20 protein-coding genes are annotated in these 20,552 nt (G+C 60.1%); 6 read left to right on the plus strand and 14 right to left on the minus strand.

Going from position 1 to position 20,552, the window contains the following annotated elements; all coding sequences use genetic code 11:
• Positions 1–29: 29 nt before the first annotated feature.
• The 4 genes from LAD35_RS11855 to LAD35_RS11870 form a co-directional block, all read right to left on the minus strand.
• Positions 30–1,112, minus strand: a complete 1,083-nt coding sequence (locus LAD35_RS11855; RefSeq protein WP_224149278.1) for an asparaginase — start codon at positions 1,110–1,112, stop codon at positions 30–32.
• Between the two features lie 196 nt (positions 1,113–1,308).
• A complete protein-coding gene (locus LAD35_RS11860) occupies positions 1,309–2,241 on the minus strand; it encodes an N-carbamoyl-D-amino-acid hydrolase (protein ID WP_224149279.1) in 933 nt (310 codons plus the stop codon).
• 15 nt (positions 2,242–2,256) lie between these two features.
• Positions 2,257–3,693, minus strand: coding sequence for an N-acyl-D-amino-acid deacylase family protein (locus tag LAD35_RS11865; protein ID WP_224149280.1), 1,437 nt, complete (start codon positions 3,691–3,693; stop codon positions 2,257–2,259).
• A gap of 25 nt (positions 3,694–3,718) precedes the next feature.
• The gene (locus LAD35_RS11870; protein ID WP_224149281.1) at positions 3,719–4,693 is read right to left on the minus strand and encodes a Bug family tripartite tricarboxylate transporter substrate binding protein; all 975 of its coding nucleotides are present in this window, start codon (positions 4,691–4,693) and stop codon (positions 3,719–3,721) included.
• 124 nt (positions 4,694–4,817) lie between these two features.
• Between LAD35_RS11870 and LAD35_RS11875 the strand changes: the two genes are divergently transcribed.
• The 3 genes from LAD35_RS11875 (at position 4,818) to LAD35_RS11885 (ending at position 9,783) form a co-directional block, all read left to right on the plus strand.
• Complete coding sequence (locus tag LAD35_RS11875) at positions 4,818–5,762, plus strand: LysR family transcriptional regulator (RefSeq protein WP_224149282.1); 945 nt, start codon at positions 4,818–4,820, stop codon at positions 5,760–5,762.
• Between the two features lie 980 nt (positions 5,763–6,742).
• Positions 6,743–9,115: a DNA polymerase II gene (locus LAD35_RS11880; protein ID WP_224149283.1), complete on the plus strand. Its 2,373-nt coding sequence runs from the start codon at positions 6,743–6,745 to the stop codon at positions 9,113–9,115.
• A 458-nt stretch (positions 9,116–9,573) separates the two neighbouring features.
• Positions 9,574–9,783 carry a CsbD family protein gene (locus LAD35_RS11885; RefSeq protein WP_224149284.1) on the plus strand — a complete coding sequence of 70 codons (210 nt, stop codon included), beginning with the start codon at positions 9,574–9,576 and terminating at the stop codon, positions 9,781–9,783.
• Positions 9,784–9,885: 102 nt separating this feature from the next.
• Here LAD35_RS11885 and LAD35_RS11890 read toward each other — a convergent pair whose 3' ends face one another.
• A complete protein-coding gene (locus LAD35_RS11890) occupies positions 9,886–10,896 on the minus strand; it encodes an SDR family oxidoreductase (protein WP_396022747.1) in 1,011 nt (336 codons plus the stop codon).
• Between the two features lie 192 nt (positions 10,897–11,088).
• Here LAD35_RS11890 and LAD35_RS11895 point away from each other — a divergent pair, with 192 nt between their 5' ends.
• The 3 genes from LAD35_RS11895 (at position 11,089) to LAD35_RS11905 (ending at position 12,825) form a co-directional block, all read left to right on the plus strand.
• The gene (locus LAD35_RS11895) at positions 11,089–11,670 is read left to right on the plus strand and encodes a hypothetical protein (RefSeq protein WP_224149286.1); all 582 of its coding nucleotides are present in this window, start codon (positions 11,089–11,091) and stop codon (positions 11,668–11,670) included.
• Positions 11,671–12,018: 348 nt separating this feature from the next.
• A complete protein-coding gene (locus LAD35_RS11900) occupies positions 12,019–12,336 on the plus strand; it encodes a plasmid stabilization protein (protein WP_224149287.1) in 318 nt (105 codons plus the stop codon).
• 117 nt (positions 12,337–12,453) lie between these two features.
• Complete coding sequence (locus LAD35_RS11905) at positions 12,454–12,825, plus strand: low affinity iron permease family protein (RefSeq protein WP_224149288.1); 372 nt, start codon at positions 12,454–12,456, stop codon at positions 12,823–12,825.
• 140 nt (positions 12,826–12,965) lie between these two features.
• Here the strand turns inward: LAD35_RS11905 and LAD35_RS11910 are convergent, their stop codons facing one another.
• From LAD35_RS11910 to LAD35_RS11945, 9 genes are read right to left on the minus strand one after another with little or no spacing between them, the layout of a single operon-like run.
• Positions 12,966–14,132 (minus strand): benzoate/H(+) symporter BenE family transporter, encoded by a 1,167-nt coding sequence (locus LAD35_RS11910; RefSeq protein ID WP_224149289.1) that lies wholly within the window; start codon positions 14,130–14,132, stop codon positions 12,966–12,968.
• Between the two features lie 43 nt (positions 14,133–14,175).
• Positions 14,176–15,522: an MFS transporter gene (locus LAD35_RS11915; protein ID WP_224149290.1), complete on the minus strand. Its 1,347-nt coding sequence runs from the start codon at positions 15,520–15,522 to the stop codon at positions 14,176–14,178.
• A 15-nt stretch (positions 15,523–15,537) separates the two neighbouring features.
• Positions 15,538–16,518 (minus strand): Bug family tripartite tricarboxylate transporter substrate binding protein, encoded by a 981-nt coding sequence (locus LAD35_RS11920; protein ID WP_224149291.1) that lies wholly within the window; start codon positions 16,516–16,518, stop codon positions 15,538–15,540.
• A gap of 20 nt (positions 16,519–16,538) precedes the next feature.
• Positions 16,539–16,817 carry a muconolactone Delta-isomerase gene (gene catC / locus LAD35_RS11925; RefSeq protein WP_224149292.1) on the minus strand — a complete coding sequence of 93 codons (279 nt, stop codon included), beginning with the start codon at positions 16,815–16,817 and terminating at the stop codon, positions 16,539–16,541.
• A gap of 18 nt (positions 16,818–16,835) precedes the next feature.
• On the minus strand, positions 16,836–17,639 hold the full coding sequence (gene pcaD, locus LAD35_RS11930; RefSeq protein WP_224149293.1) for a 3-oxoadipate enol-lactonase: 804 nt from the start codon (positions 17,637–17,639) through the stop codon (positions 16,836–16,838).
• Positions 17,636–17,764 carry a hypothetical protein gene (locus tag LAD35_RS22295; RefSeq protein ID WP_263434654.1) on the minus strand — a complete coding sequence of 43 codons (129 nt, stop codon included), beginning with the start codon at positions 17,762–17,764 and terminating at the stop codon, positions 17,636–17,638. The genes pcaD and LAD35_RS22295 overlap by 4 nt, the downstream gene beginning before the upstream one ends.
• Complete coding sequence (locus tag LAD35_RS11935) at positions 17,764–18,429, minus strand: 3-oxoacid CoA-transferase subunit B (RefSeq protein WP_224149294.1); 666 nt, start codon at positions 18,427–18,429, stop codon at positions 17,764–17,766. The genes LAD35_RS22295 and LAD35_RS11935 overlap by 1 nt, the downstream gene beginning before the upstream one ends.
• A 20-nt stretch (positions 18,430–18,449) precedes the next feature.
• The gene (locus tag LAD35_RS11940; protein WP_224149295.1) at positions 18,450–19,151 is read right to left on the minus strand and encodes a 3-oxoacid CoA-transferase subunit A; all 702 of its coding nucleotides are present in this window, start codon (positions 19,149–19,151) and stop codon (positions 18,450–18,452) included.
• Positions 19,152–19,181: 30 nt separating this feature from the next.
• A complete protein-coding gene (locus tag LAD35_RS11945; RefSeq protein WP_224149296.1) occupies positions 19,182–20,531 on the minus strand; it encodes an MFS transporter in 1,350 nt (449 codons plus the stop codon).
• Between the last annotated feature and the right edge of the window lie 21 nt (positions 20,532–20,552).

A 20,552-nucleotide genomic window follows, 5' to 3' on the forward strand; every position in this document is an offset into this window, starting at 1 on the left:
GTTCTCAGCGCGCGCAATGCAAGTGCACCTTAATATTCGTCAAAGATTCGCTGCAGCTCCTTGGGATCGCTCGTCCGGGTGAGGGCCAGCATCAGGAGAATGCGGGCCTTTTGCGGCGAGTGCATCATCGAAGCGACAAAGCCCGCTTTCCTGAACTCTCCGGTTGGCGTCACGATGCCGGTCGTCACACGCGAGCCGGTAACGACTGCAACGCCTTTTTTCTGGGCTGCTACCAAGCTGTTCATCGTGGCGACCGGCATATTGGCGTGCCCTGTTCCTGCATTGACGATGCCACGTGCACCGGCCGCCACTGCCGCATCGACCAAAGTGCCGTCCGAACCCAGGGTCGTGTAGTTGATATCGACGCGCGGCAAGCTCTCGAGCTGGCTGACGTCGAACTCGCTGTGGGAGGTATGCCGCTTGAGCGGGCTGGAGATGAAGAAAGGCTCGGAGTTCTGCATGTAGCCCAGTTCTCCCCCATCCGGGCTCTTGAACGTGGCCGCATTGGTGGTATTGGTCTTCATTACCCCGAAGGCGCTGCTGATCGTGTCGTTCATGCTCACCAGAACGCCCTTGTCCTTGGCCGCAGGGCTTGCAGCCAGCGCCACGGCATTGACCAGATTCAATGGTCCGTCAGCACTGATGCCGGTGCTGGGACGCATGGAGCCGACCAGAACCACCGGCTTGCTGGTCTTGACCACCAGATTCAGGAAATACGCTGTCTCCTCCAAGGTGTCGGTGCCGTGGGTGATCACCACGCCGTCCACATCCTTGGTCGCCAGGAGTTCATTCGTGCGTCTGGCCAGCGCCAGCCAGTTGGCAATGCTGATCTTGGAGCTGCCCACGTTGAAGAGTTGTTCACCAGAGATATTGGCGAACTTCTCGATCTCCGGAACTGCAGCCACCAGCGCCTGAATTCCCACCTGTTTCATGCCTGCACCCGGCCCATAATCGGTCAGCGCCAGGCTGTCAGCACCGCGGCTGGCGATGGTGCCACCCGTGGCCAGAATGGCAACATTGGCTTTGCCAGGGGTTTGTGCCAAAGCTGGCGCTGCACTCACAGCGAGTGCAGTGGCGCTCAGCACGCAGGCTGCGAATTTCTTGAGATTCATGATGAAGAGCTTCCGTGGGGCTGTTGAAAAATGGGGACAGATATGTGCTTTCCTGGTGGTGTGCCATGCAGGTTGATGCGCTGCGCCATCGGACGGCTTGAGTGAAACAGTCTCTGGATGCTTCAACACAGACTAGCCAGCCGCCCCACCTTCAAACCAGCGCAGCACAAGGTATCGAGGTTGAGGTTTCAAGCGCTCAGGGCAGCGGCTCTCCTGCCCCCACCCGATCCACGATCAGGCGGTAGTGCTCCGGCCGGCGATGTTTGGCAAAATTGAAGACGTGCTGGCGGAAATGCTCGCCCAGCGAGAGATCGGCGCTGACACAGATCACTTCGTCCTCTTCCGTCAGCGTGCAGGCCACAATCTCTCCTGTCGGTGCCACGATGACGGAACTGCCGATCATGTGGTGCCCGTCTTCGGAACCGCATTTGCCTGCTGCAGCCACCCAGACCCCGTTCTGGTAGGCATTGGCCTGCAGCGAGATCAGGTGGGTAGAGGTGCGCAGGTGCACCGGCTCGTTCCAGTGAATGTTGAGCGAGGGCGTGTTATAGCCCAGCATGACCACCTCGGCACTCTGCAGCGCAAGGACCCGGTAGGTTTCAGGCCAGCGACGGTCGTTGCACAGGCACATGCCATACTTCACGGCCTCCGATTCAAACACCCTGAAACCCAGATTGCCCACATCGAAGTACTTCTTCTCGAGGTGCTGAAAAGGGACATCGCTCTTGAGGTCGGCGTGGCCCGGCAGGTGGATCTTGCGGTACCTGCCTGCGATCTCGCCATTGCGATTGACCAGGATACAGGTGTTGTAAGGCCGACCATCCTCCGCTAGTTCGGCATAACCCAGGTAAAAGCCCACGCCCAGCTTGCGCGCCTCATCAAACAGCGGCTGCACTTCGGCGTTGGGCATCTGCGCTTCGAAGAACCGCGCCTGCGCCTCGGATTCGTCCATCCAGTAGCGCGGGAAGAAAGTCGTGAGCGCCAGTTCGGGAAACACCACCATCTCTGCACCGCGCGCCTTGGCTTCCCGCAACATGGCCACCAGCCGCAGAACTACTGCGCTGCGGCTGTCTGTCAGGTGTACAGGCCCCATCTGTGCGACCGCCAGGCCCAGCTTTCTGTTCGACATATCATTCATTCCTTTTCATTGAAGCTTTGGTTCCCGCCGGCGCAGAACCTGACCGGGCAGCGCACCAGTGGCCTGGTGCCCATTCCATACCTGGCGACCATTGACCCAGACCTGCTCCACGCCCTGGCTCACCTGCATGGGCTGCTCGAAGGTTGCGCGGTCGGACACCCGTTGCGGATCGAACACCACCAGATCGGCAAACCAGCCAGGCTCCAACCGCCCACGGCGATCCAGGCCGTATTGCTCGCAGGCCAGGCCCGTCATCCGGTGGATGGCCTCCTCCAGCGACAGAAGCCCGCACTCACGCACCATGCGCCGCAGCACCCGCGTAAAGGTTCCCCACTGGCGCGGATGTGGATGCGGATCGAACGGCAGGCCATCGGACCCCACCATGGTGAGCGGAAACTGGAAGATGCGATCCACATCGCCCTGGTCCATCAAAAAGTAGATGGCTCCAGCGGGTGACAGACGCGCCAGTGTTTCTTCGTCGTCCAGGCCCCACTGCCGCTGCAGGTCGGAAAAATCCCGTCCCTTGGCCTCCGGGCACGCCGTGGACCAGGTGATCATCGTGCGACTGGCCAGGCGCACGCGATCCAGTCGCAACATGGTGGAGGTGGCTGGATAGGGATGGCAATCCACACAGACCGGCTGCGTGGCACTGGCTTGCTGGATCATTGCCAGCGTTTCTGCCGAACGGCCATGGTTGCGCTCTCCAGCCAGCTTGTGGTGGGAAAAGACCACCCTGCAATCTGCCTCGCGCCCCACGGTCAACGCTTCCTGCATGGCAGGAACAATGTCGTCCGCCTCGTCGCGCAGATGCGTCGCATATACAGCCCCCCGCCCTTTCAGCGGCTGACAGACATCCAGCAACTCCTGGGTGGAAGCATGGCGCGCAGGTGGGTAGAACGTCCCTGTGGAGATGCCGAATGCCCCCTCGTCCAGGGCTTCCGTCAGCAAAGCGCGCATCTGCGCACGCTCTGCGTGCGTGGCCTCCCGCTGATGATCGGCCATGACGCCGACGCGCAAAGTCGTATGGCCTACCAGAGCAATCACATTGACTGCGGCGGGTTGCGCTTTGAGCGCCTGCAGCCAGTCTCCAAAGCGCTCGAAACGGAATAGCTCTGGCGGGCCGAGCAGATCCAGCGGCTGCGGTACGTTCGGGTGCACCAGGGGCGCCAGACTGATGCCGCAATTGCCGGTGACCACGCTGGTAATGCCCTGCGAGACCTTAGGTGTCATGTCGCGGTGCGCCAGCAGATAGCCGTCGTCATGGGTGTGGGAATCGATGAACCCCGGCGCAATGACCTTGCCTTGCAGGTCGACCACCGTGTCGTCTGGTTGCACAGGCACGACTCCCACCGCCACAATCCGCTCACCGTCCAGAGCCACGTCGCCAGCAAAAGCGCTTTGACCGGAGCCATCCACTACCAGGGCATTCTTGAATATCAGCACTGTCGCCTTCGCTTTCCGGTACTGATCAGTTGAGCTTTTCGATCTTGCTGGACTGGATGATCTCAGCCCATTTTTTGGTTTCTCGTGCAATCAATTGCCTGAAATCATCCGGTGTCCCGCCCACGGGCTGGGCTCCGAGGCCGTTCAGGCTTTCCCGTACATTGGGAGCCTTCAGCACCTTGTCCAAGTCGGCAGCCAACACCTTGGCCTGCTCGGGCGTCATCTTGCGATTGCCCACCACCCCTCCCCACGAGACGATTTCATACCCTTTGACCCCTGCCTCATCCATTGTGGGTACCTCAGGCAGCTGTTCAATGCGTTTGCCCAGCCGGGTGACGGCCAGTGCCCGCACCTTGCCAGCCTTGATGAGCGGCACTGCCTCGGAGCTGTTGACGAACATATAGTTCAACCGCCCACCCATCAGGTCCTGCAGCGCAGCGGGGCCTCCCTGGTAGGGAACGAACAGGGTGTCGAGCTTTTCAAGATGGTTGAGCAGCTCACCGCTCATGTGCCCAGTGGTACCCACACCAGACGCCCCGTAGGAAAGCTTGCCAGGGCTCCTGCGCGCCTCGGCCATCAGATCCTTGACGGAGTGGACGCTCGAGCCTGCAGGCACGATCAGCACGTTGTACAGATTGAACAGGTGCGAGACCGGCACCAGATCCTTGTCCACGTCATAGGGCAAGGTGGAGAACAAGGAGCGATTGACGGCCAAGGTATTGATGTTGCCGTAACCGACGGTGAGGTCATTCCCCCTGACCACCTGCACAATGCCAATATTGCCTGCAGCACCGGGCTTGTTCTCCACCACCACGGTGCGATGGATGTTCTGGGCCCACTGGTTGGTCACAATGCGGCTCAGCACGTCGGGCGATCCGCCTGCGGCAGATGGCACCACGAAGGTGATGGGCTGGCCGGCAGTGCCCTGGGCGGCCGCCGCGCCAGCGAGCAGCACGACAGGCAACAATAATGCGAGACGGGACAGGTGGCGACGATTCATGGCTGGCAATCCTTCATGGGTCTGAATATTGCTTGCAGCGTAAGGGACGACACCCGCTCTCCCAAATTGAAAAATGTTCGTGCATTCACAAACAAAGTTATCTACACCAGGGGTAAACACCAAGATGCGAGACATTCCACCGGAAACCACCGCACAGCCATCCCGCCCCCGCACACTGAACATGCGGCAACTGGAGGTATTCCACGCCATCATGACAACCGGCACCATCAGCGGTGCAGCCCTGGCGCTGCATGTGTCTCAACCGGCGCTGAGCCGCGCTCTGGCACACTGTGAATCCCGGCTCGGTTACCCCCTGTTTGAACGCCTGGGCCGCAGGCTGCAGCCCACGCCTGAAGCGCTGCGCCTGCACGAAGAGGCGCGCGACGTATACCGAGGCCTCGACCGGCTCAACACCTTGGCGCAGCGCATCGGACAAGGAGGAATGGACACCTTGCACCTGGCCTGCAGCGCCACGTTCGCCAATACGTTGATTCCGCAGGCCCTGAAGCAATTGATGCGGTACAGCCCGCACCTGCGCATCGATTTCCGCACCGCCACCTATGACGAATTGCCCGACTACCTGCTATCGGGACAGGCCGACGTCGGCATCTCCTTGGTGGAATCCAGCCACCCCGGGTTGAAATCCCGCCTTCTTGGCAGGCAGCATCTGCTGTGCGTGCTCCCCATCGGGCATCCGCTGGCCAGCCAGACAGCCATTGATCCCCTGCAGCTTTGCGATACCGCCTGGATCGGCTACCCACCAGACACGCCACTGGGACGCCTTTGTGTCCAGGACCTGGCAATGGATGACACCTCGGCAAGCATTCAGGTTCGCTCGCCAGCCATCGCCCTCAGCTGCGTTCAGATGGGCCTGGGCGCAGCAATTGTGGACGCCTCCTGCGTCTCGCAGATGTCAACCCACGACTGTGTAACCCTCCCACTGACCAGCGCCGTCCACACGGACATCTGGGCCATCACATCGGCGCGGCAGCCATGCTCGGCCGCAGCCCAGCATTTCATCGACGCCTTGCATGCAATCATCCGTCAGATGACCGCCGACTGCCCATAGCCAGGTAGACGAACCCTGTCTATTTCTTGCGCATAGAAGGTCGTCATGCGTACGCGGAGGTTTACTTTGTCGGCTTGAACCCTGTGAAACCTCCTGATCAAGGGACGTTGCAGATCCAACCTTGGTAGTGCCTGGCATGGCATGGCGCGGTGCGACCTGGCGTGGCCCTGCCTGACGCGGCCTGGCGCCTCGTCTTCATCGCCAATCTACGATTGCCAGGTTGCGCAACCTCCTTCATATACTGTATAAATATACAGTTACATGAGGAGAAGCACATGCCCATCACGCGTTACTGGCGATGGCACATCAGAGTCAATGGACGCTGGCAAGAGACGAGCCACCACGAGTGCGCTATCACAATGAAAGCAAAGCACCCGGAAGCCATGCCTGTTCTTGGATCGCTGATCAAGCTTTTTGTACTGGCCCCTGCCCCTATCGTCGATTCAAGGCCTCTCAGGCGATACCCGTTGCCACCAGTACCTGGGCAATAGGCTCTTCTGCTTGAACATGCAGCAATACAACTCGGCTTGGCAGCCGAAGGGCTTCTTGTTGAGGGCGCCCCACCGTCAACGCCACCACTCCACAAGCCGGACACCTTGCCTGCGAACGGTTCTCCAACCTACAACGGAACTGTCCAGAGTCCTGGCTCGTCTTCCACAGTGGATCTCGTCATCACTGGCCCCTGCGTCTATTCTGAAACGATGCAGGCAGTCCTCAATCCCAACCTGCCAACACCGGTGCCATCCTTGAGTGCCTGGGCGTGGCTTCGCTGTCGCTCCTGCTTGCAATGGTGGGCATGGCGCGAGGCCGCAAACAGTAGGCCTGAGTGAAATGTGATGCCTATGAAACCATCTTCGGATGGCTTCTTTCCTGGTTTTGCACAAGTGCGTCACTCTTTCGGTCAGTCCGAGCGTTCAGGCGCTCTCCATGGCGGACAATTGCGACCATATCTGTCCAACCATTGCTTTGCGTCATCTGCCGTGCCATCCCCCAAACGCCAAGGATTCATCCTGACCCGCAATTGGCGAGATACGCCTGCGGGTACCGAGATCGAGTACTGGCTGGCGACCGATTCCGGCCCCTTGAAGGTGCTCTTGAAGGCCCAGACCTCAGTGGCTTTCGTCGAGGCCCGGCACCAGGGGGCGGTGCAGACACAGCTGCTGGCCATGCCCGATGTGGAGTTGCGGGCGCTGGATCTGAAGAGTTTTCACCAAGAGCCCGTGCTGGGGATCTATGCAAAGCATTTTCGCCAGTTGGGACGGCTTGCACGCGCCCTCCAGCAGGTGGGCATCTCCCTTCTCGAAGCCGACGTTCGCCCACACGAGCGCTATTTGATGGAGCGGTTCATCACTGCAGGCGTCCAGCTGGAAGGTGGGCAGCTCGAGAACTCGGCACTGGTGGACTGCAGGCTGCAGCCCGCGCCCGATTTCCGGCCTGCACTGAAGGTGGTGTCACTGGATATCGAGACAAGCCAGCACCAGGACCTCTACTCCATTGCACTGGACGGAATGGCAGAGCGCGTGGTGTTCATGCTGGGCGAGGCGCCTTTCGAGCCCAAGCAGCCGCCAGGCTTTGCGCTGGTCTACTGCGCAACGCGCAAAGCGATGATCGAAGCGCTCAACACGTGGTTCGAACGCAATGACCCGGACGTGATCATTGGATGGAACGTCATCCAGTTCGACCTGCATGTGCTGCAGAAGACCGCAGACGACTGTGCGACACCCCTTCTGCTGGGCCGCGAGCGCAGGCCTATTGCCTGGCGCACCCATCCTGGCAAGCAAGGCTATCTTTTCGCGCCCATGCCCGGCCGGGCGGTGATCGATGGCATCGAAGCGCTCCGGGCTGCCATCTGGAGCTTTTCCTCTTTCAGCCTTGAGAACGTGTCACGTGAACTTCTGGGCGAGGGCAAGGACATCGGCGACGAGTACGACAAGATGGCGGAGATCGAGCGGCGCTACCAGGACGACAAACCCGCGCTCGCCATCTACAACATCCGGGACTGCGAGCTGGTCCTGCGCATCTTCGAAAAGACAAAGCTGCTGCAGTTTGCCATGGAGCGCGCCCACACGACGGGCCTGCAGCTCGACCACTTTGGTGGCTCCATCGCCGCGTTCAGCCACCACTATCTGCCCCGCATGCACCGCCTGGGATATGTGGCGCCCAGCGTGGGCGACATCCAGGGGAAGTCTTCCCCCGGAGGCTATGTACTGGATTCCAGGCCCGGCTTCTACGACTCCGTCGTGGTTCTGGACTACAAGAGCCTCTACCCTTCGATCATTCGAACCTATCTTGTGGACCCTGTCGGATTGGCCGAGGGCCAGCATGCCGGCAACCCCGAACGGCTCATCAAAGGCCCCAAGGGCACGCGCTTTTCGCGAGAGAAGCACTGCCTGCCGGAAATCGTGACCACGCTGTGGCGTGCCCGTGACGAAGCCAAGCGCGCCAGGAACGAGCCCCTGTCCCAGGCCATCAAGCTGGTGATGAATTCTTTCGCCGGGGTGCTGGGTGCATCGGAGTGCCGGTTCTTCAACCCGGACCTGATCTCCTCGATCACCCTGCGCGGCCACGAGATGGTCAAGGCCACCCGTGACCTGGTAGAAAAGCGCGGGTACGAAGTCATCTACGGAGACACGGATTCCATCTTCATCTGGCTGGGGCGCGCCCACTCCAATGAAGAGGCGCATGTGGTCGCAGCCGAATTGGCCCAGGACATCAATGCGTGGTGGGCGCAGAGCTTGCGGCAGGAGCAGGACCTCGAGAGTTTTCTTGAAATCGAGTTCGACACGCATTACAAGAAATTCTTCATGCCCACCATCCGTGGCTCGGACATCGGCAGCAAAAAGCGCTACGCAGGCCTGAGCGTCGACGCGGCTGGCAACGAGGCAATGGTCTACCGAGGCCTGGAGATGGCGCGCAGCGACTGGACGCCTCTTGCACGGCAGTTTCAGGAAGGCCTGCTCTCGCGCGTCTTTCAAGGCGTACCTTACCGATCATTCGTGATCGAGTATGCGCAATCCACGCTGGCGGGCAAGATGGATGACCAGCTCATCTACCGCAAGCGCCTGCGGCACCGCCTGGATGCCTACGTGGCGAACGTGCCACCCCAGGTGCGGGCCGCCCGCATTGCGGATGCGTACAACGCGCGCATGGAGCGCCCCTTGCAGTACCAGAGCGGAGGCTGGATTCGCTACGTCATCACCAAAAATGGTCCAGAGCCGCTGGAGAGTCGCCAATCTGCCATTGACTACGAGCACTACCTGACGAAACAGCTTCAGCCCATTGCCGACTCGATTCTTCTTCCCCTCGGAGAAGACTTCAACACGCTGACATCTTCCCAGCAGGAATTGTTCTAGGGCGCGCCACGGGATCGGCGATACCGGCAGGCAAATTCGAATGTCGGCCTTCTGTCAGTACGCCAAATCACCATGCCCCAGAACCGCTGGATGCGGTGCCATTGCGCCCCAGTCCCCCCGCTCATTGCCAATGCCCACTTTGGGGGCTGCTCCCCCACATCGCGGCATTCAATGCGGACCCCAGCAGCACTTCTGACGCCTGCAATTGCAGCTGCAATCAACCCCGGGTGTCGGCCAAGAGCAGACCGCGGCTGAATCGAAAGTCGACGATTGGCTCAGTTGCATTAGCGGCTCTCAGTGCGTGATGCGTAGGGAAACTCGCATGGCAATGCTTCACGAAAACCTACAGCCACGGGATTTATCTTGCTCTAACATGAATACTCCATCAGCAGTGAATCATTTGAGATTTTATTCTCAGAATATTTCACCATTTTTTATAAATCACAGGAGTTCACACCATGAATGAAGACACCATCAAGGGCAATTGGAAACAATTCAAGGGAAAGGTCAAAGAACAATGGGGAAAACTGACCGACGATGATTTGGATGTCATCAACGGTCAGCGCGAACAACTGGTAGGAAGGATTCAGGAGCGGGAGGGTATTGCCAGAGACAAGGCGGAAGAGCAGGTAAAAGCCTGGGAAACCAGCAATAAATATTACTGGTAAATACATTCCAGCACCTGATGTTTCAAAGACAGTATTTCTATATTTGAAATGACGCATTATAAAAAAGGACTCAAAAAATGAGTCCTTTCTTTTTCATAAAATTCATGCCTCCCCAACGGCTCCTGTAATCGGTAAAACAATACCTGTGATGTAGCTGGAGCATACTGGCGCTGCCAGGAATACATAGGCCGGAGATATCTCCTCGGGCTGCGCGGGACGGCGCATGTCGGTATCCTCGCCAAACTTGCGAACATCCTTGGCCGCCTTGTCGGCAGGATTGAGCGGAGTCCAGACCGGGCCCGGCGCAACCGCGTTGACGCGAATTCCCCGCGCCGCCAGATTGCTCGCAAGCGCCTTGGTGAATGCATGGATGGCGCCCTTGGTGGCGGAGTAATCAATCAAGTTGCGACTGCCGCGCAAACCCGTGACCGAGCCGGTATTGATGATGCAATCCCCCTCACTCAAATACGGCAGTACCGCCTTGGTCATATGGAAATAGCCAAAGATGTTGGTCTTGAATGTCTCCTCAAGACGCTCTTCGGTGATGTCTTCGATATCCGCCGCATGCTCCTGAAAGGCAGCATTGTTCACCAGCACGTTAACCGACCCGAACTCCTCCAGCGCCCTGGCCACCAGATCTTCACACAATGCCGGATCTTGCACGTCGCCAGAGACGGCAAGGCACTGCGCCCCCTCCGCCTCCACCAGACGGCAGGTCTCTGCCGCATCGTGGTGTTCGTTGAGATACCCAATCGCTATATTTGCTCCTTCACGGGCAAACAGAATGGCTACCGCACGGCCAATCCCAGAATCTCCACCAGTGATGATGGCAACCTTGCCTTCGAGTTTGGCACTGCCAACATAATCTTGAGCAAGGCTTTCTGGCTGCAATACCATATCCTTTTGCAAGCCAGGCTTTTTCAGCGTTTGCTCCGGCATCGGAGGCTCAGGCTCGGCATGCCCGGGCCCTGGCGCAGCCTTTTCATCCATATTTTCTTCTGAGGCCTTTGCAAGATTGTCATTGAGCCGCTGTTGCTTCTGGATTTCAGATTGTCTTTTTACAGCAGCTTCAGCCTTTTCATTGAATTTATCGATGGGATTGGACATGGTCATTTCCTTGTCTATAAAAACATCACCATATCGCTGCAAACAGCGTATACACGTAGGGTTTATTCACCTCTCTTCTCAAAATATCAACATGATGTAAATGGCATAGGATCACACCTACGGTTCATATTCTCCTTGGATGGCATTCAGCACATATTGATGGCCCTATCATGGAAATTCATCATCAGGAGATATGCAATGAATAGTTATTTGAAAATCACCAGTGCGCTTGCCATTTCGCTGTATGCTGCCTCTGCATTTGCATTGACCAGCGACGAAGTGAAGACAGAGAAAAAGAGCATTGAAGCGGCTTACAAATCTGCAATGGCCCAATGCAAAACCCTGAGCGGTAACGCCAAGGACATCTGCGAGAAAGAAGCGAAGGGCAACGAGAACATCGCCAAGGCAGACCTCGACGCCAAGGAAAAGCCCAGTGACTCCACGCACTACAAGGCACGTCTTGCCCGCGCGGACGCAGCCTATGAAATCGCCAAGGAGCGCTGTGATGACCAAAGCGGCAATGCCAAGGATGTGTGCAAGAAGGATGCGCAGGCCACACACGTGAAGGCCAGGGAGGATGCCAAGGTCAAGCGTACGCAGGAAGCGCCGTCGAACATGACTCCTCAAGACAAGGCAGCCAATGTCTCCGAGGCTCGCAAGGATGCAGCCCAGGCCACCCGTGACGCGGAGTACAAAGCTGCCAAAGAGCGTTGCGATACGCTGCCCGCAGCCTCGAAAGATGCCTGCGTGAACGATGCCAAGACCCGATTCGCTCAGTAACGTACCGCTGAGCATCGCCACATGCTGTACGACACGCAACATGTTCTGCATTCAGGCAATCCAGGGCTTTCATCATGCGCCGCGCCAGCATGTGTGGAAGTGAACAACCCACCGATGCAAGACCGCCAAACCGGGTGAAGGAATGCAGAACCTCATGCGTAGCAGCAGCTGCAGAGGCAGGCCTGCGCGGCTTTTCTTACCGACAACACGGCTGCCTGACTGCCGTCCTTCGGCCATTCATGGATGAAGGTGACCAGAGCCCTTGGTCCTACGGCGCACACCGGGGCAGCCCATTTTCAGGGAGTTGCGTTGCGATCCCAGCAGACCATTTCCCCCAAGGAGTCTATCGTGCCAAGAGGTGACAAATCTTCCTATACCGACAAGCAAAAGCGCCAGGCCGAGCATATCGAGGAGAGCTACGAAAGCCGTGGTGTCAGCAAAAAGGAGGCCGAACGGCGGGCTTGGGCCACTGTGAACAAGGAGACGGGAGGCGGCAAGAAATCCGGTTCGGGCCGCGGACATTCCGTGGATCACTCCGCGTCACGCAAAGGCGGGCGTCTGGGAGGCAAGGCATCCGCGAGCCGCACCGCAGAGGAGCGCTCAGCTTCCGCAAAAAAAGCAGCTGCCACGAGAAAACGCAACGCCGAAGCAGCAAAGCACGAATGAATGCGGAGGCCGTCCCCTGATTTTCCAGATCGTCATTCTCCCCGCGCCCCTGCCCTCCCCATGCGATTCGGGCCACCAGGAACGCATACGGCGCAGTGCGCTTCGAAAGGCTTGACCATGCAAAGACATTCCGTATTCAGCCAGCTTGCCAGAAGAGTCGCCAGACTGAGCGGGCGACCAGCCAGTTTTGCCATCGCATGTGCAGTCATCGTGCTCTGGGCCCTGTCAGGGCCGATCTTTCGTTTCAACGATACATGGCAGTTGGTCATCAACACCGGCACCACCATCATCACATTCCTGATGGTGTTCCTGATCCAATCCACGCAGAACAGCGACACGGAAGCCATCCAGATCAAGCTGGATGAACTCATCCGAGCAATCGAGCCCGCACGCAATCGCATGCTTTCCCTCGAAGAACTGGATGAAACGGAACTGGATGAACTGCGCAAAGAGTTTGACGAACTGGCAAAGAAAGCCAGACAAACCTGAAGCCATTGCAAAGGAAAAATACGCACTGACATGGCTCATCGGGCCGATGCGTGCCGATATGCATCGATGCTTGTGACCACTTTGTTGTTCCTGGTTCAGGCGCCATGAATGGTCATCGAGCAACTCCTTTTCCCAGGCTCCTAGGCAGCCGAGCGACGCAGATGCAACAGGCCATGCGACGCCATGCCGAACACCACGCCCCAGAAGGCTGCGCCCAATCCGAACAGCGTCATCCCCGATGCCGTGGCCAGGAAGGTGATGACCGCTGGCTCGATGACGGACTCCTGCGCCAGCAAGCCGATGTTGGAGGCAATCGCACCGATCAGCGCCAGGCCCGCCAGCGCGGCGATCAGCGCAGGAGGAAAGGCGCTGAACACCAGCACGATGGTGCCTGCGAATGTGGCGCCCAGGAGATAGAAAACACCATTGGCCATGCCAGCGACATAGCGCTTGTCCGAGTCGGGGTGTGCATCCTTTCCCGTGCACAGCGCAGCAGTGATTGATGCCAGCACGATGCTGATGCCGCCAAAGCACGCCACCAGCAGCGATGCCAGCCCCGTACCTGTGACCGCTGCCCGTGACGGGACGTGGTAGCCGGCCAGGCGCAGCACGGCCATCCCCGGGAGGTACTGTCCCGTCAGGCTCACCAGCAGCAAAGGCACGGTAAAGCTCAGAAAGGTGCCGAGATTGAACACGGGTGCGACGAATACCGGCTCGGCCAGTACCAGCTCCAGGGCCTGCAGATTGGTCTTGCCTGTGATGCCCGCGACCGCAAGACCGAGCACCGCCACCAGCACCACGGTATAGCGCGGCCAGAATCGCCGCCCGGCCAGATACGCAACCAACATGACTAATACCACGGCGGGCAAATCCATGCTGGCACGGAAAGCCTGCACCCCGAATTGGAAAAGAATGCCGGCCATCATGCCCGCTGCAATGCCCTTGGGAATGAGCTGGACGATTTTCTCAAAGTACCCGCTCAGGCCGATCACGACAACCAGCGCCGCCGCGCTCAGATAGGCTCCCACGACCTCTGGCATGGAGATATGCGGAAACAGGCTCAGCAGCAACGCTGTACCGGGCGCGGACCACGCCGTGATGACGGGTATGCGCAGCCACCAGCTCAACAGCAGGCCACTGAGACCTGCTCCCATCGAGATGGCCCAGATCCACGAGCTCAGCGCCTGCGGCGGCATATGGCCGGCCTGCGCGGCCTGAATGAAGATCACCAGTGGCCCACAGTACGAAATCAGTACTGCCAGAAATCCCGCCACCCAGGCGCTGAGGGACCAGTCCTTGAAGTTCATGAATCCACACCTCCCCCCATGTCCGGCGCTTGGCTTCCCAACATCAATGTGCAGCCAGCGGCGCTGACTCGGCAGTGGCAGAGTGCAGCCTCAGGCTCAGAACCGCTATGCCTGCCCACACCAAAGGTACCGCCAACGCCAGAAAAAATCCTGACGGACCGCCCCAGGCCAGAAAGCCGCCGCCTATCGCAGACCCCATAATGGCGCCAGCACGGCCCATACCGATGGACCAGCCCGTTGCCGTGGCACGCAATGCCGTGGGGTAGGAGCCCACGATCAGATAGTTCAGCGCAATCTGCTGGCCCCCAATGCCAAAGCCTGCGGCCCCAGCAAGCACAAACACCAGCGCCCAGTTCTGCCCCGCGACACTCAGGCCCAACGCCACCGCAATGCCAACGGCGAACATCAGGATCAGCAAGCGACGCGTGTCAACGCGTGGCAACAGAAATGACAGCGGTATGGCGCAGATGATGAACACCGCATTGACAATCACCGTCCCCATTGGTGCATCTGCCGCAGGCAGACCCGCCGCCTTGAGCACCGTTGGCAGCCACGACAGCAGCATGAACCAGGCCACCCAGTTGAGCAGGTAGATGGCCCAGATCGCGACGGTTTTCCCGGCATTGCCGTCGGTGAACAGCGCACGCACGCTGGCCCTCTCCACTGCAGATTCGGGCACCGTGAAATGCGCGCCCGCAGGCAACGGGCGGCTGAGAATCTTTGACAGCACTTTGGCGATATAGCGCTGCCCGTCGGCATCCCCTTGCGCGGCGCGGAAATACAGCGACTCCGGCAGCATCAGTGCGATGACTACCAGCATCGCCAGAGGCACCGCTCCCCCAACGATGAAGATGCCCTCCCAGCCAATCAGCGGCAGCATGCGCGCAGCAAGCAGCCCGCCCAGCATCGCACCGGCAGGCAGGCCCAGCAACACGCCGGTCATGATGGCACCACGGTGGCGGGCCGGCCCATACTCGGCCGCCAGCGCCAGCAGCACGGGCGTGCAGCCTCCCATGCCCAGCCCCGCGATGAAGCGCAGCACCAGGATATGGCTGGTGTCGGTGGACCAGGCCGTGGCAAGCGTTGCGCAGCCAAAGATCACCAGGCTCAGCATGATGGTCGGGCGACGCCCGATGCGGTCCCCCACCATACCCAGCGTCATGGCACCGATGGTCATGCCGATGATGCCGGCCGTGAGGATGGGGGCCAGCGAACCTGCAGGCAAATGGAAGGCAGCCAGAATAGCCGGCCCAGTGAAGGCAATGGCCTGCGTATCGAAACCATCGAACAGCGCAATGACAAAGCACAGTGCAAGCACCCGCCATTGGAAGGCGCCCAGCCGTTCGTTATCGATCAATGACGGAATCGCGTGTTCGGCAGCGGAGTTCATTGTCCAGTCTCCCGCTCAATCCAGACGGATGTTGCGTTCCTTGACAAGCCGGCTCCAGCGGTCCAGCTCCTGATTCAGGTGCGAGGCTAGCTCCTGCGGCGTGGAGCCGATAGGCTCTGCACCCACTCCAGCGAGCTTCTTCAGGGTGTCCGGCTGCTTCATCGCACTGTTGAGCACCTGATTGAGCCTGGCCAACACGGTGGCGGGCGTGCCCGCAGGCGCAAACACCGCAAACCAGGGCGACACCTCATAACCGGGCACGCCCGCCTCGGCGATGGTGGGCACGTCGGGCAGCGCGGATGAGCGCCTGGCCGTGGTCACGCCCAGGGCGCGCAGCTTGCCTGACTGGATATGCGGCCGCGCCGAAGTGATGCTGTCAAACATCAGATCGACCTGGCCACCGAGCATGTCAGTGACCGCCGGGCCGCTGCCCTTGTAGGGGACGTGCAGCAATTGCACACCGGCCAGCGCCGCAAACATTTCTCCTGCCAGGTGGATCGAGGTGCCGTTGCCGGCAGAGGCATAGGTGAGCTTGCCAGGCTCGCGCCGGGCATGGGCCAGCACGTCCTTGACGGACTTGTCGGCGCTCTTGGCCGCATTTACCACCAGCACATTGGGCACCACGGCCAGCAGGCTGATGGGGGCGAAATCCTTCACCGGGTCATAGCTCAGCTTGGTGTATAGCGCCGGGTTGGTCGCCATGCCTATGGACGTGATCATGATGGTGTAGCCATCGCCCGGCTGCTTGGCTACATAGTCTGCACCGATGTTGCCGCCGGCACCGGGCCTGTTCTCGATCACGAACGGCTGGCCCAGCTCCCGCGCGGCCTGGTCACCCAGGGTGCGGGCAATGGCATCCATCGCGCCACCAGGTGGAAAGGGCACCACCCACTTGATGGGCCTGCTGGGCCAGTTCGCTTCGGTCTGGGCGATAGCCACGCCGGGCAAAACAAGAGCTGCAGCAAACAGCGAAAGCATTCGTCGGTTCAGGTTCATGGCGATCCTCCGCATTCGGTCTACCGGATGGAAGAAGGGTGCTTGGCCAGCGGCGTCACCGTGATTTTCATGAACGGGAACAGCGGCAGCTGGCTCAGTGTGTCGTGCAGTTCGTCGTTGCTTGCTACGTCGAACACGCTGTAGTTGGCGTACTCGCCCACCACGCGCCACAGATGCGGCCATTTGCCCGAGTGCTGCAGCGCTTGCGAATAGGCCTTCTCCTCGGCCTTGATGCGCGCAGCCTCTTCGGACGGCAGGGTGGCAGGAATGTCGACGATCATGTGAACCAGATACAGCATGGGTTTTCCTTTGAGTGATCAGGTGCTGGCGAGAAAGTCCAGCACGGCTTGGTTGAAGGCCTGGGGGACCTCCAGATTCGAGAGATGTGATGCGGGCACCGTGGCGAGTTGCGCGCCGGAAATTCCGGCTTGCATGGCTTGCGCGTCAGCCACGGTGGTAACCGGGTCGTTTTCGCCTGCCAGCAACAGCGTGGGTGTGAGAATCTTCCCGAGGCTGGCACGCAGATCCGAGGTTGCCAACGCCTCGCAGCAGGCGGCATAGCCTTCGGGGTCGATGCGTGCAATACCGTGCTGCGCGCGTCGCACAACTTCAGGGTTGGCACTCACGAAGCCTTCGGTAAACCAGCGACCCGGTGCGGAATTGGCGAGCTCTTGCATACCCGCGGCACCGCCGATGCGCACCATGGCGGCGCGTTCGCGCCAAGCCTGTTCGTTACCTATCTTTGCGGCGCTATTGCAGACAGCGATGGCATCAAAGCGCTGGCCCGCATGCACGCCCAGCCACAGCCCCGTGTGGCCGCCCATCGATATGCCGCAAAAAGCAGCCTGCTCGACCTGCAGCGCATCGAGAACCGCCAGCGCGTCCTGGCCCAGGTCGTCAAAACTGTATGGCCCTGGCGTGACCGAACTGCCTCCATGGCCGCGTGTGTCATAGCGGATCAGCCGGTGACGCCCGGACAATGCCGCTACCTGCGGCGCCCACATCTCCAGGGTGGTACCCAGGGAGTTGCTCAGAATCAGCGCTGGCGCAGCAGGATCGCCATCGATGGCAACCCGGAAGTCGCCACGCTGGGTGGTCAGTTGGAAAGCTGCTTGGCTCATGGTTTCTCCACGCAAACGGGTTCAACGATCAAGGCAAGGTTCGGGCCCACACCGATGCATATGGCGCGCAGGTCATACCAACCCGACGTTGTGCGGATGGCATCGCAAACGAATACGGTGCTCATCAGAAGCCCTCCTTTACTGCGGCGGCGATAGGCAAGCCCACAATGCCTTCCAATGCCTCGCGGCTGAGACCGGGCACCCCGTCGATCCATTGCAGGCCTGCGCTCGTGCAAGCCAACGTCGCCAGATCGGTATAGATGCGCTTGACGCAGGCAAGGCCCGTCAGCGGATAGCTGCACTGCCTCACCAGCTTGCTCTCGCCCTTCTTGGTGAGCAGGTCCATCATCACCCAGGTCTGCCGGGCTCCGACAGCCAGATCCATGGCGCCGCCAACAGCGGGAATGGCACCGGGCTCGCCCGTGCTCCAGTTGGCCAGATCACCGGTGGCCGACACCTGGAATGCGCCCAGCACGCAAATGTCCAGATGGCCACCACGCATCATGGCAAAGCTGTCGGCATGGTGGAAGAAGGCCCCCCCGGGCAGCAGAGTCACTGGCTGCTTGCCGGCATTGATGAGGTCATAGTCCTCCTGCCCCTCGGGCGGCGCGGCCCCCATGCCCAGAATGCCGTTTTCGCTGTGCAGCACCACTTCCACCCCGGCGGGCAGATGGTTGGCTACCAGGGTGGGCATACCGATGCCCAGGTTTACATAGGCGCCGTCGTGGATGTCCTGCGCAATCCGCCTTGCCATTTCATCCTTGGTTCGGCGCTGGTAGTTCGTTGTCATTCCATGCTCCTTGCTGGATTTCAGCCTCTTGCCTTGAAGCCACCGGCTTCCGTCTTCACGCGCGGTACCTGCACCACTCGCTGCACGTGGATGCCGGGGGTGACAATAGCCTCGGGGTCCAGCGCGCCCAGCTCCGTCAATTCAAAGACGCTGGCGATGGTGAAGCGCGCGGCGGTGGCCATGACAGGGCCAAAGTTGCGCGCAGCCTTGCGGTAGGTCAGGTTGCCCCAACGGTCGCCACGCTCGGCCTGAACCAGCGCCACGTCGCCATGAATAGGCTGCTCAAAGACATACCAGCGGCCTTCGATCTGGCGTGTTTCCTTGCCCTTGGCCAGCTCGGTTCCATAGCCTGTGGGACAGAAGAAGCCGCCAATACCGGCTCCTGCCGCCCGCAACCGTTCGGCCAAGTTGCCCTGTGGCACCAGTTCCAGTTCGATGCGGCCGCTGCGGTAAAGCGCATCGAACACCCAGGAATCGGCCTGGCGCGGAAAACTGCAAATGATCTTGCGCACCCGCCCAGCCTTGAGCAAGGCCGCCAAACCCTGGTCGCCATTGCCCGCGTTGTTATTGACCAGGGTCAGGTCCTTGGCGCCCTGCTCGATCAAGCCTTCGATCAGTTCGACGGGAATGCCTGCCGTGCCAAATCCCCCCACTAGTACCGTGGCGCCGTCTTTCACACCGTGTAAGGCATCGGCTACGGTGCGTACTGTTTTATCGATCATGCAAACTCCTCTCTGCGCGGTACCGCCGGATCAGACAACGGGGCGGGCTACAGCTCCTGAGACGCTGGGCAGTTCGGCCTTGCCGCTGTACCAGAGAATGAAGCAGCCGATGGCCAGCGCCGCCACGAGGCCGGGCACGGCAAACACCAGGAAATTCAGCTTCAGCGGCAGGGCCGCTGCCATCAGCCAGCCACCCAGCAGCGGACCAACGATGGCGCCCGTGCGGCCAATGCCCGAAGCCCATCCCAGCCCCGTGGAGCGAATGGCCAGCGGATAGAACTGCGCTGTATTGGCGTACAGCAGGATCTGCGTGCCGATGGTGGTGGCGCCCGCGATGGCGATCAGCAGGTACAGCACGGGCATCGGGCTGTTGAGGCCCAGCAGTGCGATTGACACCGTTCCCAGTGTGAAGAAGGCCACCACGACCTTGGGCAGACTGAAGCGATCGCCCAGCCAGCCACCGGCAATCGCACCGACCACCCCGCCGAAGTTCAGCATCAGCAGAAATGACAGGCTCGATCCCAGGCTGTAGCCGGCACCAGCCATCAGCTTGGGCAGCCAGGAGCCCAGCGCATACACCATCAGCAGGCAGCAGAAGAAGGACAGCCAGATCATGAAGGTACCCATCGCACGGCCCTGCTGGAACAGATCAAGCATGGGCACGCTCGCGCCCTTCGCATCGGCCTGTACCAGATGCACATCGGCACCCAGTTGCTCCAGAGGCACCACCTGGCCCAGCATCTGGCGCGCCTTGACCTGCTGACCCTGGCGCAGCAGAAAGCCGACCGACTCCGGCAACTTCCACAGGATGACGGGCAGCAGCACCAGCGGTACGGCAGCGGCCCAGAACATGGACTGCCAGCCAAAGCGCGGCAGCATGTAGATACCCAGGCCGGCGCACAGCACGCCGCCCAGCGAGTAGCCGCTGAACATGATGGCCACCAAGGTGCTACGAGCGCGCTTGGGCGCATACTCATTTACCAGCGCCACGGCATTGGGCATCAGGCCGCCGCAGCCCAGGCCCGCGATGAAGCGAAAAATGCCAAACTCGGTGGGTGTCGAGGCAAAGCCACTCAGAAAGGTCGAGACGCTGAAGAGCACGAAGCTGATGGCCACGCCCTTCTTGCGGCCAATGCGGTCCGCCAGTGGGCCGAATACGAAAGCGCCAAACATCATGCCGAACAGCGCATAGCTACCCAGCGCGCCGGCCTCCACCGGGGTCAGCCCCCATTCCTTCATCAACACCGGCAGCACTGCGCCATAGATGAACAGGTCATACCCGTCAAACACCAGCAACAAGGCACACAGGAGCGTCACCATCCAGTGAAATCGGGTGAAGCGGGCGTTGTCAATGATCTGGTTGACTTCAATTGTCTTCATGTCGGTCTCCTGCTGTTTTTC

The sequence above is a fragment of the Comamonas odontotermitis genome, assembly GCF_020080045.1.
GTDB lineage: Bacteria > Pseudomonadota > Gammaproteobacteria > Burkholderiales > Burkholderiaceae_C > Comamonas > Comamonas odontotermitis.